Origin of the sequence: Bacillus cereus group sp. BfR-BA-01408, assembly GCF_022663305.1 — a bacterium.
Taxonomy (GTDB): Bacteria; Bacillota; Bacilli; order Bacillales; family Bacillaceae_G; genus Bacillus_A; species Bacillus_A pacificus.
The window spans coordinates 1-18378 of record NZ_JAKUFF010000006.1 but is presented as its reverse complement, the minus strand read 5'-3'; the positions used below and the strand labels follow the sequence as shown (position 1 = coordinate 18378).

Genomic DNA, 18378 nt, shown 5'->3' with positions numbered 1-18378 from the left:
CTGTTTTGAAAAAAGGTAAAACTTGTTGTGCACTCTTATTATATCTCATCTTACATAACTTAATAGTTAAAAAAAATGGAAATCCACCCTATACCCTCCATCTTACATTTTGTATAATAAAAGGGAATTACTTAACAAGGAGGAAAATAATGACACAAAATATTTCACAAGGCGAGAGGATACACTCCATCGATATTATTAGAGGAATAGCTGTACTTGGTATTTTTCTTGTTAACTGGCCTGTTATCGCCGGGATTGACTCACGTGATATTACAGGAATTTACGAAGGGATAGACAGCTACATTCGCCTATTTTACGATATGTTTATTCAAACAAAGTTTTATACTATCTTTTCATTTTTATTCGGCCTAGGATTTTACATTTTTATGACTCGTGCTGAAGCGAAAACAGATCGACCAAAAACTTTATTTGTTCGTCGCTTACTTATTTTATTATTATTTGGTTTCTTACATTACGTTCTTTTATGGGACGGAGACATTTTACATACTTATGCAATTACTGGTTTTTTCTTATTTTTATTTTATAAGAGAGAGCCACGAACTATTTTAATTTGGTCAATTGTACTATTAAGTTTCATGCAACTGTTCTCATTATTAGGTTCTCTTCTCATGTTAATCGTGCCAGTAGAGGAATTAGGCCTTTCCACAGCAATTATGCCGTTAGAAAACTGGGGCTTACAAATCACAGACCGATTCCATTCTTTCTATTCTGAAGCAATTAGTAACAGTCTTATTATGCTTCCTGAAACACTAGGATTGTTTTTACTCGGATTATATGCCGGTAAAAAAGACATTTTCCGCCGTGCTAAGGAATTAGATCCAAAACTTAAAAAATGGCAAATCATTATGTTCATTTTAACATTACCGATGTGGTTTATTATGGTTTACTTCTTTATGAACAATCAACCATACACACCATTTTCACTTATGGGTATTACGATGATAAGCGGAAAGACATTATTCATATTCTACATTTTCACGCTCATGCGTTTATTACAAAAAGAAAAATGGCAAAAGATATTACGTCCGTTCCAGTACGTTGGTCGAATGGCATTAACAAATTATATCTCGCATACAATTGTTACGTTGCTTGTATTCGGAATATTGTTCAAAAATGATTATCTTGCTCCATTATGGGTAGGACCACTATTTTGCATCGGTTTCTACACGCTGCAAATCTTTATTAGCCGCTGGTGGCTGTCACGTTACCAATACGGGCCACTTGAGTATATATGGCGCCTTGGTACGTACGGAAAGATGATGCCACTTAAAAAGAAAAGCAAGGTCTCGTAAGCAACACAAAAATAAAAGGTTCAAATCGCATGCGATTTGAACCTTTTATCAATTTTACGCTTCTCTTACCGCACTTTGTATCGGAACTGGTTCATCCTTTACTTTCACTTTACGCTGCGGCACCATATTAAATACGATATTTAAAAGGACTGCTGACGCACTTCCAAGTACGATTCCGTTATCTGTTAAAATACGAATGCTTTCTGGAAGTTGTGAGAATAATGTAGGAACGACAGTAACTCCTAGTCCAATTCCGACAGAACATGCAACGATTAATAAGTTTTCTTGTCTTCCAAAATCAACGCTACTTAACATTTTAATACCATATGCCATTACCATACCGAACATCGCTAACATCGCACCGCCAAGTACTGATTTCGGAATGATTGTTGTAATAGCGGCGATTTTTGGAATGAACCCAAGAACGATTAACATACCACCACACGTGTAAATAATCACGCGATTTCTTACTCCAGTTAATTGAACAAGCCCTACGTTTTGAGAGTATGTTGTATACGGAAAAGCGTTGAAAATACCACCTAACACCATCGCTAATCCTTCTGCACGATAACCTTTTGTTAATTCTTTTTCACCAATCTTTTTATTGCAAATATCAGATAATGCAAAGTAAACGCCTGTCGCTTCTACAATCCCTACGCAAGCAACGAGAATCATCGTAATAATTGGCGTTAATTCAAATGTTGGTGTACCGAAATAAAATGGCTGGATACCATGGAACCAATCCGCTTCTCCAACCGCTTGCAAGCTTACTTTCCCCATAAATGCTGCAACGATTGTACCGAACAATAGACCTAGTAAAATAGAGATTGAACGAATAAATCCGTCAAAGAAACGATACATAATGATAATAAATAGTAACACACCAAATGCTAATGCTAAATTTTCAAGACTACCAAAATCTTTACTTCCTACTCCACCAGCCATATCATTAATAGCGGCAGGAACAAGTGTAACTCCAATTACGGTAACGACAGATCCTGTTACAACAGGGGGAAACAGCTTTACAAGCTTTCCAAATAATTTCGCAAAAATAACAACGAATAACCCCGCAGCAATAATCGCTCCATAAATAGAGGATACGCCGTATTGTTTCCCGATTGCAATCATCGGGCCAACCGCTGTAAATGTACAACCAAGTACAACTGGAAGTCCAATACCGAAAAAGCGATTTGATAATGCTTGTAAAATTGTCGCAACGCCGCACATTAATAAATCAATTGAGACTAAATACGTTAACTCTTTTTGATTTAAACCAAGTCCGCCGCCCACAATAAGCGGAACGATAATTGCACCAGCATACATAGCAAGCATATGCTGCATACCAAGTGATGCGATTTTAAATGGATGTTGCTTCATCGCTTATTTCACCTCCGCAGTTTCATGCTGTACAAATGTAACTGTGCCGTTATCAAGTGATGCAATTTCTGCTAGTGATTCAACACGAACTCCTTGTTCACGAAGCTTCTTTCCTCCATCTTGAAATGCTTTTTCAATAACAATACCAATACCTGCAATACTTGCTCCGGCTTGCTCTACTAAACTCATTAAACCTAAAGCAGCCTGACCGTTTGCTAAAAAGTCATCAATAATTAAAACGCGATCACTTTCATCGATATGATTTCGAGATAATGAGATTTCATTCGTTTCTTGTTTCGTAAATGAATATACGTTTGCCACATACATATTATCTTGTAACGTTAACGATTTACGCTTTCTAGCAAAAATTACTTTTACACCAAGTTCTAATGCAGCCATAACCGCTGGTGCAATACCTGAAGATTCAATCGTCACGATTTTTGTAATGTTCTCTTCTTTAAAACGTTTAGCAAATTCTTTTCCGATTTCTTGCATAAGTACTGGATCAATTTGATGATTTAAAAAAGCATCTACCTTTAATACGTCACCAGATAAAACCTTTCCTTCGTTCAAAATCTTTTCTTGTAATACTTTCATGTTTGTTCCCCCTCTTATGCAATAAAAAAACTCCAAAAGCCGCCACCACTCGTTACAAGTGAGAGACGCGCTTTTGGAGTTTCGCAAAAAAAGAATGCTAAACAAGCAAATATATTCGTCCTCACTCATAGTCAAAGTATTTACGGTACTTCGGTAGAAACTTGCAGGCCATATCCCCGCGATTATATGAGTGTAGCTAACTATTTATTTTATAGAAGGATTATAACGTACTTTTTATACTTTGAAAAGCTTTTATTAATAAAACACGGACAAATTTTATAAAATCATCATTTTCGTTCGAGTTTTGTAAACTCTTTCATTCCCAATTATAACTTCGTTAAAATGATTGGTCCATCTTCTGTAATCGCAATTGTATGCTCATATTGAGCTGATAATTTCCCATCCATCGTTTTCGCAGTCCATCCATTTAAATCTACTTTCGAATATCGCATACCTACATTGACAATTGGCTCAATCGTAATTACCATTCCCTCTTGTAACTCAGGCCCTTGTCCCAGCTTACCAAAATGAAAAATTGCTGGTTCTTCATGAATCTCTTTACCAATTCCATGTCCCGTAAAGTCTCTTGCGACAGAAAAACCTTCACTTGCTACATAACTTTCAATCGCATAACCAATATCTCCTACATGATTACCAATTATCGCCTGATCAATGCCTTTATACAAAGCATTCTCAGCTACTAGTAACAACTTTTCTGCTTCATCAGAAACTTTTCCAACTCTATACGTCCAAGCAGAATCTGAAAGACCACCATTTAAGTTTACTACCATGTCAATTGTTACAATATCACCCTCAGTTAAAGGAACATCGGCCGGAAACGCATGACACATTTCATCATTTACAGATGCACATATCGCATATGGATATCCATTGTACCCTTTCTGCTCAGACGTTGCACCATGCCGTTCTAAATATGCTTCCACAAACGTATTAATTTCTTTTGTTGTAATACCTGGTTTCATTATTTTCGCAATTTCTCTATGACATGAAGCAAGTAACTTTCCAGATTCATGCATTACATCTATTTCATTTTTCGTTTTAATTGTAACCATTCTACCTCTCCTGACTAAACTTCACATTTACTACTGAAATTCAATCATACACATCCTCTATCAAAAATTCAAAGCACCCAATTACAAAAAATATTATTTATTTCTGCATCAAAATAAAAAACAGAGGAGATTCTTCTGTTTTTAATCATTTTTACATATATAATTCATTTTCAAAAACTCAAAACAACTACCATTTGTCTTCTGTATAAACGTTCCAACTGCTTTAAATCCTGCCCTTTTATACACTTTAATTGCTCTCTTATTAAATGTAGCTACTGATAGTGTTATATACTTGCATCCATATTTTTCTTTACTAAAAGCTAGTATAGCGTTTATGAACTGTAAACCAAATCCGTTTCCAGTTATATTAGGTTTCATTCCAAGACCTATATCAACCGTCCCATCATTTATTTTACAAACAGTAAAATAACCAATGAGAGTGCCATGTTCCTTCACAGAAAAGATATGATCCCCCCTACTCTCATCATGTAAAAATTCAGCTAAATCTTCTTCATCTGCCTCTATATCATAAAAGGAATATTCCCCTTCATAATGCCAGTTGTATGCAATTTCTTCTGCTTCTTCTTGCGTCATTACTGTATATGTATAATCCATTTTTCTCCCCCCTTTAAAAAAAGAGCTGCAAGTAAGCAGCTCTTTTTATAACTCGTAAATTTCTTTATACTTCGCTTCTAAATAATCTGCTAAGTAATTTGCATTTAATCCTTCACCTGTTACATCTTCTAAAATTTCAAGTGGCTTTTTCGTTTTACCGTATTGGTGAATATTTTCTGTTAACCATTCACGAATTGGTGTTACGTTTCCTTCTTCTAATAATGCATCAAAGTTCGGAATGTCTTTTAACATTCTTTGCTTAAATTGCGCTGCATACATATAGCCAAGCGCATAAGATGGGAAGTATCCAAATGAACCACCAGCCCAGTGAACATCTTGTAATACGCCTTGTGCATCGTTAGCCGGGCGAATTCCTAAATATGCTTCCATCTTATCATTCCAAGCGGCTGGTAAATCCCTCACTTGTAATGTACCATCAAATAATTCTTTCTCAAGTTCATAACGAACCATGACGTGAAGCGGATATGTAAGCTCATCTGCTTCTATACGAATAAACGACGGCTTTGATTCATTAATCGCATCGTAAAACTCATCTACTGATAAATCATTGAATTGACCATCGCTATACTCTTTTAATAAATCATAATTTTTCTTCCAGAATGATTTATTACGACCGATAAAGTTCTCAAAGAATAATGATTGTGACTCATGAATACCCATAGACGTTCCACTACATAGCGGTGTACCTTCAAATTTCTCTGCAATATTTTGTTCATATACAGCATGACCACATTCATGAATTGTGCCAAACACAGCCATACGGAAATCTTTTTCGTCATAGCGTGTCGTAATACGAACATCCCCTCTATTTAATGTGATCTCGAATGGATGTACCGTTTCATCAAGACGACCTGCTTCAAAATCATAATTTAATTGCTTTAATAGCTCTAATGTAAAGTTTTTTTGTTTTTCTTTTGAAAAATGCTCTGATAAAGCACTTGTCTTTAATCTCTTTTGCGACTCTGATATTTCTTTTACGAGCGGAACGATACGCTCACGAAGTTGACCAAATACGTGATCTAACACTTCTACCGTAATACCCGGCTCATACATATCTAATAATGTATTATATTTATATGTTTCGTAACCCCAATATGTAATGAACTTCTTTTTAAATTCAACGATTTGTTCTAAATACGGACGGAACATTTCGAAATCAGATTTTTCGCGAGCTTCTTCCCACACACTTTCCGCTTTCGCTTCTAATTTCACATATGCTTCGTATTCCGCTTGTGGAATTTTCTTATTTCTATCATATTCTTTACGACACTCTTCCACCATTTTCTTCGTCGTTTCAGAAAGTTTGTCTTCACTTATTAAAGCTTCAAGCTCTGTTAAATAGTTCCCCATCTCATCTGAAGTCGACATAGCAAATACTTCTGATGAAAGCATGCCAATTACTTCTGAACGCTGGTCTACACCTTTTTTAGGCGCACCTGTTCTCAAGTCCCAAAACATTAAGCTTAATGCTTCTCCATAATTCTGTATCTTCTTCACATATGTTAAAAATTGTTTTTCCACTTCATATGTAGCTACTGTCATCCTATAAAAACCTCCTTTTTCTACCTCAAACTTAATTCGACACGAAAATCCAAATTCCTTTTATAATAGAAAAAAAGCTTGGCAAGCGCCAAGCTTTCTCCTTATAATTCTTTACCTTCTACTGGTAGTACGTTTTTCACCGCTTCTACCACTTTCTCATCTTCTGTATCAGATAAGAAGATTGATATAGCACCTTTATCCTCGCTCGTACGAATTAAACGGCCAATCCCTTGACGAAGACGTAAAATCATATATGGTACATCTACATCCCAGAATGGATCATTTACGTGTTTACGCTTCGCTTCAAACACAGGATCGTTTGGAGGGAATGGTAATGACCAAATAATAACATGTGATAATGATGAACCAGGAATATCTAAACCTTCCCATAAATGAACGGCACAAAGTACAGTCTCTTCTTCATTTTGGAAACGAGAAACGAGCTGACTAATTTCTTGGTCCCCTTCATATAAGAACGGAACTGACATTTGTTCTTTACTTACATATTCTTTAAACGCTGCAAGCTCTTGTGTTGTACGGAACAATACAAGTGTACGACCATTTGTTTTTTGTATATTTTCAAGTGTATATTGACACTTTCTTTCCCATTCGTTTTCTTTCGTATGAGATAGTAAGTTTACTGCCATTTGCTCTTCGTAATCAAACGGTGAGGCAACTGAGAATGATAAGTAATCTTTTACCCCTAAACTATTTGCTGTAAATGCGAATGAATCGTTGTTAGATAATGTAGCAGAAGAGAAAATATACGGGATTTTCTTCGAGAATACTTTCTCTTGTAATACTTCTTCAACTGCACGCGGCATAATTACTAACGTGAAAGCTCCATCACCTTCTTCACCCCATGTAATTACATTTTTCTCGTGCATAAACAGACGAAGTGAATGCTCTAATACATCTAAATGTTCATCAACGATATTTAAATCATACGTGTTTACTGTATGCATTTCACTTTCAAATACTAATGCATCACCGACTTCACCAATTTTCGCATAAAGTCGCTTCGCTTCAGCCGTTACTTTTTCTGTCACAGTAATTTCTAAACGATCAGAACCAGCAATTTCTTTTTTATTCTCTTGTAACACATCAAAGAATCGCTCTGTTTGCCAAATTGTTTCTTCTACTAAATGCGCAAACTCCTCGCGAATATCATTTTGTAATAATCTCGTTAAAAGTTGCTCCATCATCGTTTGCTTTAAACGATATGTTAAAGCTTTTTGAGCTGCATACTCTACAAGATGTCCTTCATCAAATACAACACAACTACTTTCTGGTAATAATGGAATTTGTCCTTCACGCTTACGAGCATCATACGTCCAAATATGATCCATATAGAAATCTTGAGAGCAAATAATTAAATCTGCTGCTTTACGATAATGTTCACGTGATAGAGTTTGCCCGCAACGATGTCGAGAATCACAAGTGAAGCAATCTTGGAAGTAATCCCAATTTACTTTTGACCATTCCTCGTCATTTAAAAGCGGAAATTCTTTTCGGTCACCATAGTGAGTAAAGTTTTGCATCGTACCGTGGTCAAATACAAACTGCGGTAATTCGTAGTATACATCTTCAATTACTTCTGGAGCTCGTCCACTCATAACATCTTCAAGTTTACGTAAACATAAATAATTATCCATCGATTTCGCAAGTCTTACATCTACCGATAAGCCTAATGCCTCAGATAATTTAGCAATGTCCCCTTCTTCTTTCACAAGCTGCTCAATTAATGTTTCATCTGCACAAGCGATAATCGCTGGCTTTCCAGTATAACGTGCATAACAAATTGCATATAGAAGATATACAATTGTTTTCCCGGTTCCTACACCCGCTTCTGCGAACATTACTTTCTTTTCTTGGAAAGCACGCTCTAATTGAAACGCCATAAAAATTTGTTCATCACGCTCTTCAAAGCCTTTTTCCGGAAGGATGTCGTAAAACACATCTCCAATCCACTCATTCAACTTATCATAAAAATTGTCTTGTTTCCCTACTTCAAATGGTAATCTCTTCTCAGTAAACATCCTTAGCCTCCAACCAAAAAGTTTTTCTATAAAAGATATAGCAACTGCTACTCATATGTGCGCAGCCACTTTCCCCTGTTGCAATACATGGAAATACACGAAAAAAAATTTTCCTTTCGAAAAAGGAAAATTTTCTTCTATATTAATGACTTTAAATACCGTTTATCTATCGCTGTTTCATGCGAAAGAGCTAACAAATATTCTTCTTGTGCTTTTTGTATTTCATCTACAATCGCACCTTGGTTATCCACTTCTTTTCCGAGCTCATCATACGTACGGTGAATAGCTTTTTGAATCATTGATAATTGGAAACTATCCATATCAGTTCCTCCTTTACGCATTACATAATAGCCAGTATATGCGCGCTAAAGGAGTTTTATACTATGAATTACGAGGTGGACGTTTTCCGAAGTATTGGTAGTAATCTGTACGGATAAATCCATTAAACAGTTTACGTTTCTTCGATGCATCTTTTCCGTAGCACTTCTCAAATGCTTCGTAACTTGTTAATACATACGTCGACCATGTGTCTAATGGACGGAATACTTGTCCCATTTCTTTATACAGTTGTTCAACAAGTGCTTTTTCACTTAAACGTTCTCCGTATGGAGGATTCGTTACAACATAGCCATAATCCTCTTTTGTTGTGAAATCTTTTACTTGCATTTGTTTAAATGTAATTAAATCACCTAAACCTACTTCTTCTGCATTATCTTGAGCAACACGTATCATACGATGATCAATATCTGATCCAATGATTTGCAATGGTTGATCATAGTTCGCTAAATCTTCTACTTCTTGACGAGCTTCACGCCAGTTTTGTTTACCAACCCAGCCCCACTCATCCGATGCAAAACCACGGTTAAAACCTGGTGCGATATTTTGTCCAATTAATGCTGCTTCAATCGGAATTGTACCTGATCCGCAGAAAGGATCCACGAAAGGACGATCTGGCTTCCAGTTTGTTAATTTAATTAAAGACGCAGCTAATGTTTCTTTTAAAGGAGCTTCCCCTTGATCCACACGATATCCACGTTTATGAAGTCCAACACCGCTCGCATCGATTGTTAATGTTGCGATATCTTTTAACATTGCAATCTCAATACGGAATAACGGGCCATCTTCTTCAAACCAAGTTGTACGTTTATATGTTGTTTTTAATTTTTCAACGACAGCCTTTTTAACGATACGTTGGCAATCCGAAACACTGAATAACTCAGATTTTAAAGATTTACCGATAACAGGGAACTCACCGTTCTCTGGAATATAATCTCCCCAGTTTAATGCTTTCGTTTTCTCAAACAGCTCATCAAATGTTGTCGCTTTAAATTCGCCAACTTTAATTTTCACACGGTCCGCAGTACGTAACCATAAATTCGTGCGACAAATCGCCTTTTCATCTGCTTCAAATGTTACTTTGCTGTTTTCTACTTGGCATTCATAACCTAGATCACGAACTTCTCGGGCAACTAAAGCTTCAATACCCATTGCCGCTGTTGCGATTAAAGTAACTTTTCCCATTTGCATTCACCTCTTATGTATATTCAAACAATAATTAATAGCTATTTCTCCTATTAATTATTACATTTTACGAAGAATTTTCTCATTAACCATTTTAACTCATCATTTATAACTTCATACAAATAAAAAGCCCTCCTCTAACAAAGGAGAGCTGAGTTATTTCATAGTTGGTTCATAACGTTCTGTAAGCCATGTTCTGTTCCTTTGTACTGCAAACGGCCCACGCCTCGTACTCCGGTGGCAATCATCTATCTACAGGTTATACAACCTGTCCTTTCCCATCGTTCATTTCCTTGGAAAAGATTCCCCTACCATTATTTGGGTTTCTCGCTCGTGGGGTTTACCTCGTTCCACTCCTATCATTTCTTCAAGGACTTCGTCACTGTGGCACTTTAAAGGTAGTCAAACCATATCCGAAAGGACTTAGGTTTTTTCCCTGCCGTTAAACCAGCCTTACAGCCAGAATACCCTAGCTTATGAATTGGCTAGGCACGAACACTACAGCCATCTCAGGCCGTGCGAGCATGGACTTTCCTCTACAACGTTGGCGTTGCAGCGATTACCCAAACGTTATGACATCCATTAGTATAGTGGAAACAAAAAGATTTTGCAATGTTTTTTTCTATGTAAAATGCTTTAACCTTTTTATCACCAGAAATTATTCGTATAACTTGCTTCCAAATACAGCTTTTTCTAAATTCGATAGACGTTTTAAAATGTCCGTATTCGTGTTGTTATATACTGGTTGCGCAACTGGTGTTTGTACAGGTTGTTGCGGAACTTGCGTTGCTGCTAGCTTTTGTTCTTCTAGTTCACGCTTTAAACGAGCATTTTGTTGCTTTAATTGCTCAAATTCCTTGTGGAAAGCTTCATAATCTTTAATGATCATATCAAGAAACTTGTCTACTTCTTCTTGTTGATAACCTCTCATACCTGTTTTAAATTCTTTTTCTAAAATATCTTTCGCCGTTAATTTAATTTTATCCGAAATCATTTTCTTCACCTCAAATTTTTGCCAAAACTTTCATTAACTAAATTTTTTCAGAAACAATGCTTTTTGTCAATCATATATACGAGTACTATATTACATATTACTCAGCATTATTCCACTGTTCCTCTTCTATTATATCTTGTAAATCGGAAAAAAGAATGAAATAACTGTGATAATTTTCTATTTCTCCTTTTTTCTTTGCTGCTTCTACAATATATTTAGGACTCCCTGGTTTTTCTTCATCATATACAGCTAAAAGCGCATCACTTTTTTCAATAAAAAATTGATTTTTTAATTTAAATTGCTCTGGGCTTTCGTACTTACGTTTCGTGATACTATCAACATGGTCTGCTTGAGAGAGAATAAACTCGTAATATTCACGGTTATCTTCCTTCCAACCCTCTTCTTGTTCTAAAAATGGAGTAAATACCGCTAATTTTAAATCTGGATATTCTACTTGTATTTCAAAAACAACTTCAGCAGCCCATAATTCTACACCTAACTGGCCACTTATTATAACCCACTCTAAACCATCTTCTACAAAAGCAGTTAATTTACGACGCAACGCCTTTTTTATACATTCTACTCCTGGATGATCATTTTTAAATATTCCAAGTTCAAATGGCTTATATCCTGTTACTGCAATAACTTTCATATCAACACTCCAATTACAAAAAAAGAACTAGCATTTCGCTAGTTCTAACATATCATTTACTTTTTAAATATTCCACCAACGTTTGGTCCAATATTCGGACCTACTGGTGATACATTGTTTGGTAAAAATGGTGATACATTAGGTCCTGGTCCAAACGGTGATACATTCGGCCCTGGTCCAAATGGAGATATTTGATGACCGTGGTGATGATGTCCATGACCACACGGTCCACATCCGCCGAACCCTGGATCGATTGGGTCTACAACATTTACATTTGAGTTTGTTTGTGGGAAGAAGTTTTGGTTTTTAATTTGTTGATGGTGTACATGTGTTGTATGCGTTGGGAAAATGTGTGGCACCACCGTTGTTGAAAAAGAATGTGTTACGCATTGTTTCGTCGGATGAATGACAGGAGCAGTCGTACAAATAGGTCCTGTAGGCTTATGCCCTCCAAAGCAAGGATGACAATGATGCATAGTTTTTTCTCTCCTCTCTCATAAAAAAAATCTGATTACACTTTACAATATGAGAAAAGAGGTTAAGCCGCTTGTTATATATACCCATTTATTCTAAGGAAATTTGTCTAGTCCTTTATTTCGTATACAATGTTTTTATAGCCATCCCTCCAAAATTACTTACTAAAAAAACCTCCCACTTGCTTTACAATGCCTGTTACTTGATTCATCGCATTCATCATTTGTCCAGCTGTATTCATCATTTTATTTACATCATAGTTACCATCTGAATTTTTAAATTGGGAAACGAAACTAGAAAATTGACTTGGTTGTTGCTGTTGCTTTTGTTTATTTTGCGTCGGGTACGGTTGTTTTGGTGGATAAAACATCGCTTGTTGATTATAGGGAGATGGCGGTGGCATATAGTATTGTGAATTCATATAAGGTTGCGGTTGGTGATCCATATAAGGCTGTGGTTGTTGGTTCGTATAAGGTTGCTGCGGTTGATTCATAAACGACACTTCAAATGGCTGGTAATAATTTTGATTTCCATAATGAGGCTCGAAAGGATACATATTATAACGTAAATATGTATCCGTATTATATTGGTACATATTTTGCTGTGCATATGGATTAGATTGCTGATATACGTTAGATTGTTGAAACATGCATTCTCTCCTCCTTCACATAAGTTTCTACATATATAATATGTACTTGTAAAATAATTTGTGTGACGGAGTATCTGTCTATTTTTGTCGGAAGTTTAAATTTTTAAAAAATTATAAAAGAAAACCCTTCCATGCTATGATAAAAAAGAAGAAGATTCTCATGGGGGAGGAATCAACATGGTATTAGGGGATTTAAAACAAGCGTTTTCTCAAAAAAAGGGGTATTACACAGAGAATGTAAATGAATTGTTAGACTTTGCGAGACATTGGTATCTCGAAGGAAAAATATGTATTTCAGATTACCGAACATTAATAAAAGAATTAGAGATAAACGGCGCAACAAAGCCTACAACGATGACAGAAGCATAAAAAACAAGAGGGTTTCCCCTCTTGTTACTTACATTGCTCAATTATATTTTGCAAAGTATACGAAATGGCTTGATGCGTTTCAAAGAATCGCTTACCTTTTCCTTTATTTACAAAACATTGCAACACATTTGTTTGTAAATTATCGTACACTTGATCAATTTGCTGTACATGTATATACTTTGGTTTTTCTTCCTTAATCCATTCATAAGCTAATTCTTTCCACACTTTTAATTCCTCATCTACCATATCTACAAACGGTTTCATATCCTTATAAAAATCGTATTCAATCATTTCTCTTTTTTTCACATTTGCTTCATTATTATGTTGCATAAGTTTTTCCGAAGACTGTATTAATGCTTCATACTTCATTTTATTCCCACCTTATTATGCACTCACTACGACGTTTTGAAATGCCTTCACCCAATTCCCTTTTTCTTCGTGATGCACTAATTTATTTTCCATATGCTCAATATGCATTTCTGTTATTTCTATCTTGTTGCATATTTTTTCACTCTTATCCTTTAATGCATGATTCATTCTAATCCCTATATTCATTTCCAGCAAATCGAGAGAACTTAACATTTGATCCATTGTTTTCATTACATCTTCCTTCTGAACCATCGCCATATACAAAACGCCTCCTTCTTTGCTTTTCCTTTGTCATGTAATTTCGCCGAATGATTTCACACTCCTTCTCACATGACAAAACTAGTTGTTATTCGTCAAAGAAATCATTTTGTATGTCATTTATAGAAATGGTAACAATACAAAAAGGAGGTGCATGAAAATGGCAAAGAACAAAAACGAAAAAAAGAAAAAACAAAATAAACAAAATAAACCCGAAACTGGCAACCCAAAATTAGATGGTCCAAACTTCCCTGCTACATAAAGTGAAACTTCTTTAATCTCTTATATTCATTACGTTTTGAGATTAAATGTTTAGCACGCATAGCAGGGTTACTTCACATTAAGAAGTCCCGTCTTCATAAATGAAGACGGGACTTCTTTTTTATTATATCACGAACTCATCTATCCTTTTAACAAAACGATTTACGGTGGAAGCAATATAGATTTGCTCCCTCTTTCTTTTATACCATTCTGTTATATCAACTTCACCCTTATACTCTTCTGGTAAAAATAGTTCATTTATTTCCGTATCTCTACAAAACCAATCTCTCATACTTATTTCATCATGTGCAACAGCAGGATAAACTTCTCTAAGAGCTGGTGTACAAGATTTTCTAGCTTCTCTTACATAACATTCATAATCTGCTCTTGATCCTGTGTGTATCGTTCGCAATGCAAACCTATGGAATAAACTTTTATACTTCCAATGAAATAGTAACGCTGCTAATTTCTTCCCTAGTTCTATACGCTTCTGTAACGTTTCAAATTGATAAACTGAAAAACCATACATCTTCCCTTCAACGGTTGGGAATATAACGGCACTAATATGAAGCATTTCTTGTAATTTAAAAAGTGCTGTATGGAATACATGTTTTTTAAAATATGCATTCTCAATAACTGGTTTTTGAATTTTATTTTGTTCATTTATAATAAGCGCTATCATAAGTCTATTTATATCTTTTTTCTCCCAAAAATATATCCATTCCTTTTCCATAAAAATGGATACGTTAAAATATTGTAACAAATGGAATAGTGGCACCTGCCTCCTCTTACTTTCTTCATATAACAACAGCTGAGGAAATGCATCTAAAAAAATAATCCAATTCGCTTCTTCATAAGTCAAAAATAAATGTTTTTTTACTGTTTGAGGTAAAACAGTAGCATAATACCTCCCTTGTAAATCAGTCATATTCCATCCCGCATTTCTCGAGACCATACTCGCTAAAAAAGCCCACCTAATTTCACTATTTCTTACATAATATTCTTGATAACACTGCGTTCGAGAAATGTTGTCCATATTAGCTATTTCTATTTCCCTCTTCATGTTGTAAACCATTGTTTTTTCTTCCTCTGTACAGACCGTATTTTTACGATATTGTTTAATTTTTTCATAATCATTCCATGTAAACATGAATAAGTCATCATACCTTTCTTCAAAAAGGTCACATCTTTTTTCATTTTTTGTTATAATCACCTTTGTAAGTAATTCTTAGCAAGTTGGGAGTGGACACACTATGACCATTCGTTACCCAAATGGAAAACGGTACAATCAAGCTTCACAACCTCATAAAACACCAATTAAAAAACATACTTATAGTAATAGAGGTATGTCCCTTGAAGAGGAATTGAATGAAACGAATGAATATTACTTAACCCATAATATTGCATGCGTACATAAAAAACCTACACCTCTTCAAATTGTAAAAGTAGATTACCCCGCTCGAAGTGCTGCAGTGGTAAAAGAAGCGTATTTTAAACAACCTTCTACAACAGATTACAACGGTGTATATAAAGGGAAATACATCGATTTTGAAGCGAAAGAAACAAAAAATAAAACGAGTTTTCCACTTCAAAACTTCCACCTTCATCAAATTGAGCATATGAAGCAAGTAATCGCTCATAATGGAATTGCATTTGTTATTATTAAATTTACACTTTTTGATGAACTTTATTTATTAGATGCAAAACATATTATTGCATTTTGGAATCGTCAAAATACTGGTGGACGAAAATCGATTACGAAAGAAGAAATAGTAGAGCATGGATCTTTATTATCATGCGGTTATCACCCTCGGATTGATTATATCCGTGTACTAGACACGGTTTATTTTTCGTGATAGAGTCATCACTAAGGCTCTTTTTTCGACTTTTGGGGAGAGAATGAAAGGTAGGAGAAAGTATAATGTCAGATAATTATCGTTCTCGTACAGAACGAAATCATGTAAAAAATCAAAAGCAAGAAACAAATACAGAGAAAAAACCAAAGAAAAAAGGCTCCTTTTTTAAAAAATTCCTTATAGGTTGTCTACTTCTTGGTATCGTTGGTCTTGTAGCTGGCGTTTCCGCTTTCTTTGTTATGGTGAAGGACGCTCCAAAATTAGACAAATCAAAACTTGTCAATCCTTTATCAACAAAGTTTCTTGATAAAGATGGGAACTTTTTCTATGAATACGGTGCTGAAAAACGAACCCACGTTACGTATGATCAAATTCCAAAAGTAGTTGAAAATGCATTCCTTGCAACTGAGGACTCACGTTTCTATGATCATAATGGAATTGATTTGAAACGAACTACAAAAGCAGTTATGGAAAATGTCACTGGAGGTTTCGGATCTCAAGGTGGTAGTACGATTACACAACAAGTAGTCAAAAACTATTTTCTAACGATGGACAAAACTGCAAAGAGAAAAGTACAAGAATGGTACCTATCTTACAAATTAGAGCAACAATACTCTAAACATGAAATTTTAGAAATGTACTTAAATAAGATTAATTTAGGTAACCGTTCATATGGTATTGCGACAGCAGCGCAAAAATATTATGGTAAAGATTTAAAAGACTTGCAATTACATGAAGCTGCTATGCTCGCTGGTTTACCCCAAGGTCCAAACATTTATGATCCAACCAAAAAGGAAAATGTTGAACGAGCAACAAATCGTCGTAATGTCGTATTGTCATTAATGAATCGACATGGTTATATAACAAAAGAAGAAATGAATAACGCAGTTAAGATCCCAGTAACAGAGGGTCTTCAACCGTCTTCAGAAATAACTGAGATGAAGTATCAAGCATTTTTAGATGCGGTTGTAAAAGAAGTTGAAAAAGAATATCCTGATGTAAATATTGGTTCAGATGGTTTGACGATTCATACAACACTTGATCAAGATGCTCAAGATTATGCTGAAAAAATTATGGATGGCAATCTTATTAAGTATCCGAACGATCAATTCCAAGGATCATTCGTATTTATGGATACACAATCTGGAGAAGTTCGAGCAATTGGGGCTGGGCGTAAAGAAAGTAAGTCTACTTTCAAAGGTCATAATATGGCCACTGATTTAAAACGCCAAGTTGGTTCAACAATGAAACCAATTTTCGACTACGGTCCAGCAATTGAGAATTTACAATGGTCTACATACCATCAATTAAATGACTCAGAATATACGTATTCCGATGGTAAAAAAATACGAAATGCAACAAATAGTTACAAAGGTGACGTTTCACTACGTGAAGCTTTGAAAAAATCATTAAACATTCCGGCTTTAAAGACAGCTCAAGCGGTTGGTCTTCCTAAGTCACAAGCGTTTGCTGAAGGTTTAGGTATGACATTTAAAGACGGCAAAACATATGAATCAACAGCAATTGGTAGTAACGATAGTTCACCATTACAAGTAGCAGGTGCATATGCAGCCTTTGGTAATGGTGGGAACTACAATAAACCGCACTTCGTAAAAGAAGTTATCTTCCCAGATGGGAAAAAGAAAAGTTTTAAACCGAAAGAACAACGTGCGATGCAAGACTACACAGCTTACATGGTGACTGACGTTCTTCGTGACGTCGTAAAACCTGGTTCTGGCGGTACTGGTCCAACAGCATACGTTTCAGGTGTTGATGTTGCCGGTAAAACAGGAACACAAAACTTTGATGCAGACGTTATAAAAGAATATGGTATTCCAGCTGATGCAAACAGAGATAGCTGGTTCGCTGGATATACACCGCAATATACAATGGCAGTATGGACTGGGTACGAAAAAAATGGCCCAGAAAACTACATTAGTGATCGTTATACTAAAATTGCACAGCAAATGTTCCAAGTAATGATGAGCAAATTCGCTACAGATAAAACTCGTTTCGAACGTCCTTCTTCTGTACAAGAATTAAATGGTGAATTGTACGTAAAAGGCGCTAAAAAAGATGCAGTGAAACAAATTAAAGTAGATGCACCTAGTGGTCTTAATGTCACTTTCGATGGCGCTAGCACAGTTACACTAAACTGGTCTGGACCAGCAGAAGTTGATGCGTATGCAGCAAGCTATAAAGCGACTGACGGTTCAAGTGGTAGTTTATCAATAAAAGGTACGACAGCTACTCTTGGTGGTATTAAACCGGGCGTTACTTACAGCTTCTCTGTAGTAGCGAAAAAAGGTACTGGAACAAGCCCAGCAGTTGGAGCATCCTTCACTGCGCCTGGAGGAACTCCAGACGCGAAGAAAGCTGAAGATGAGGCTGCTAAGAA

General features: G+C 35.7%; 20 protein-coding genes, 1 other RNA gene and 1 riboswitch. Of the genes, 5 read left to right on the top strand and 16 right to left on the bottom strand.

The features are described from left to right. Positions 1-149: 149 nt before the first annotated feature. On the top strand, positions 150-1313 hold the full coding sequence (locus MR083_RS05185; protein WP_000193091.1) for a DUF418 domain-containing protein: 1164 nt from the start codon (positions 150-152) through the stop codon (positions 1311-1313). A gap of 54 nt (positions 1314-1367) precedes the next feature. On the opposite strand, the gene pbuX is transcribed toward MR083_RS05185, so the two are convergent. From pbuX to MR083_RS05120, 13 genes are all read right to left on the bottom strand, one after another. After that, positions 1368-2690, bottom strand: a complete 1323-nt coding sequence (pbuX, locus tag MR083_RS05180; RefSeq protein ID WP_000809226.1) for a xanthine permease PbuX — start codon at positions 2688-2690, stop codon at positions 1368-1370. A 3-nt stretch (positions 2691-2693) separates the two neighbouring features. Then, complete coding sequence (locus MR083_RS05175; RefSeq protein ID WP_000866487.1) at positions 2694-3287, bottom strand: xanthine phosphoribosyltransferase; 594 nt, start codon at positions 3285-3287, stop codon at positions 2694-2696. A gap of 108 nt (positions 3288-3395) precedes the next feature. Next, a riboswitch (purine riboswitch) is annotated at positions 3396-3497 on the bottom strand. Between the two features lie 116 nt (positions 3498-3613). Then, complete coding sequence (locus tag MR083_RS05170) at positions 3614-4360, bottom strand: type I methionyl aminopeptidase (protein WP_000256354.1); 747 nt, start codon at positions 4358-4360, stop codon at positions 3614-3616. A 141-nt stretch (positions 4361-4501) separates the two neighbouring features. Beyond that, positions 4502-4975 carry a GNAT family N-acetyltransferase gene (locus MR083_RS05165; RefSeq protein ID WP_242268671.1) on the bottom strand — a complete coding sequence of 158 codons (474 nt, stop codon included), beginning with the start codon at positions 4973-4975 and terminating at the stop codon, positions 4502-4504. A gap of 45 nt (positions 4976-5020) precedes the next feature. Continuing rightward, on the bottom strand, positions 5021-6538 hold the full coding sequence (gene ypwA, locus MR083_RS05160; protein WP_000215093.1) for a carboxypeptidase: 1518 nt from the start codon (positions 6536-6538) through the stop codon (positions 5021-5023). Between the two features lie 101 nt (positions 6539-6639). Continuing rightward, positions 6640-8577 (bottom strand): ATP-dependent DNA helicase, encoded by a 1938-nt coding sequence (locus MR083_RS05155; RefSeq protein WP_000493701.1) that lies wholly within the window; start codon positions 8575-8577, stop codon positions 6640-6642. 137 nt (positions 8578-8714) lie between these two features. Further along, the gene (locus MR083_RS05150) at positions 8715-8897 is read right to left on the bottom strand and encodes a DUF3921 family protein (RefSeq protein ID WP_000376892.1); all 183 of its coding nucleotides are present in this window, start codon (positions 8895-8897) and stop codon (positions 8715-8717) included. A 61-nt stretch (positions 8898-8958) separates the two neighbouring features. Further along, positions 8959-10098 (bottom strand): THUMP domain-containing class I SAM-dependent RNA methyltransferase, encoded by a 1140-nt coding sequence (locus MR083_RS05145; protein WP_000521235.1) that lies wholly within the window; start codon positions 10096-10098, stop codon positions 8959-8961. Positions 10099-10278: 180 nt separating this feature from the next. Then, positions 10279-10669, bottom strand: an RNA gene (rnpB, locus tag MR083_RS05140) — RNase P RNA component class B. Positions 10670-10756: 87 nt separating this feature from the next. Next, a complete protein-coding gene (gene gpsB / locus MR083_RS05135) occupies positions 10757-11092 on the bottom strand; it encodes a cell division regulator GpsB (RefSeq protein ID WP_000622429.1) in 336 nt (111 codons plus the stop codon). Between the two features lie 97 nt (positions 11093-11189). Beyond that, the gene (locus MR083_RS05130; protein ID WP_000862921.1) at positions 11190-11744 is read right to left on the bottom strand and encodes an SLOG family protein; all 555 of its coding nucleotides are present in this window, start codon (positions 11742-11744) and stop codon (positions 11190-11192) included. Positions 11745-11800: 56 nt separating this feature from the next. Then, positions 11801-12220 carry a CotD family spore coat protein gene (locus tag MR083_RS05125; RefSeq protein WP_000546263.1) on the bottom strand — a complete coding sequence of 140 codons (420 nt, stop codon included), beginning with the start codon at positions 12218-12220 and terminating at the stop codon, positions 11801-11803. Positions 12221-12375: 155 nt separating this feature from the next. Then, positions 12376-12867: a YppG family protein gene (locus MR083_RS05120; RefSeq protein WP_242268669.1), complete on the bottom strand. Its 492-nt coding sequence runs from the start codon at positions 12865-12867 to the stop codon at positions 12376-12378. A 177-nt stretch (positions 12868-13044) separates the two neighbouring features. On the opposite strand from MR083_RS05120, the gene MR083_RS05115 reads away from it, so the two are divergent. Next, a complete protein-coding gene (locus tag MR083_RS05115) occupies positions 13045-13236 on the top strand; it encodes a YppF family protein (protein ID WP_000242661.1) in 192 nt (63 codons plus the stop codon). 24 nt (positions 13237-13260) lie between these two features. Here MR083_RS05115 and MR083_RS05110 read toward each other — a convergent pair whose 3' ends face one another. Both MR083_RS05110 and MR083_RS05105 read right to left on the bottom strand, forming a co-directional pair. Further along, a complete protein-coding gene (locus MR083_RS05110) occupies positions 13261-13605 on the bottom strand; it encodes a YppE family protein (RefSeq protein WP_000872959.1) in 345 nt (114 codons plus the stop codon). Positions 13606-13620: 15 nt separating this feature from the next. Continuing rightward, positions 13621-13863: a hypothetical protein gene (locus MR083_RS05105; RefSeq protein WP_001252039.1), complete on the bottom strand. Its 243-nt coding sequence runs from the start codon at positions 13861-13863 to the stop codon at positions 13621-13623. A gap of 85 nt (positions 13864-13948) precedes the next feature. Here MR083_RS05105 and MR083_RS05100 point away from each other — a divergent pair, with 85 nt between their 5' ends. Continuing rightward, complete coding sequence (locus tag MR083_RS05100; RefSeq protein ID WP_001982922.1) at positions 13949-14125, top strand: hypothetical protein; 177 nt, start codon at positions 13949-13951, stop codon at positions 14123-14125. A gap of 123 nt (positions 14126-14248) precedes the next feature. Here the strand turns inward: MR083_RS05100 and MR083_RS05095 are convergent, their stop codons facing one another. Beyond that, on the bottom strand, positions 14249-15274 hold the full coding sequence (locus MR083_RS05095; protein WP_041184744.1) for a DUF2515 domain-containing protein: 1026 nt from the start codon (positions 15272-15274) through the stop codon (positions 14249-14251). 103 nt (positions 15275-15377) lie between these two features. Between MR083_RS05095 and recU the strand changes: the two genes are divergently transcribed. Both recU and MR083_RS05085 read left to right on the top strand, forming a co-directional pair. Then, complete coding sequence (gene recU, locus MR083_RS05090) at positions 15378-15980, top strand: Holliday junction resolvase RecU (RefSeq protein ID WP_000155593.1); 603 nt, start codon at positions 15378-15380, stop codon at positions 15978-15980. Between the two features lie 65 nt (positions 15981-16045). Next, positions 16046-18378: PBP1A family penicillin-binding protein (locus tag MR083_RS05085; protein WP_242268667.1), on the top strand; the 2333-nt coding region annotated here is incomplete at its 3' end.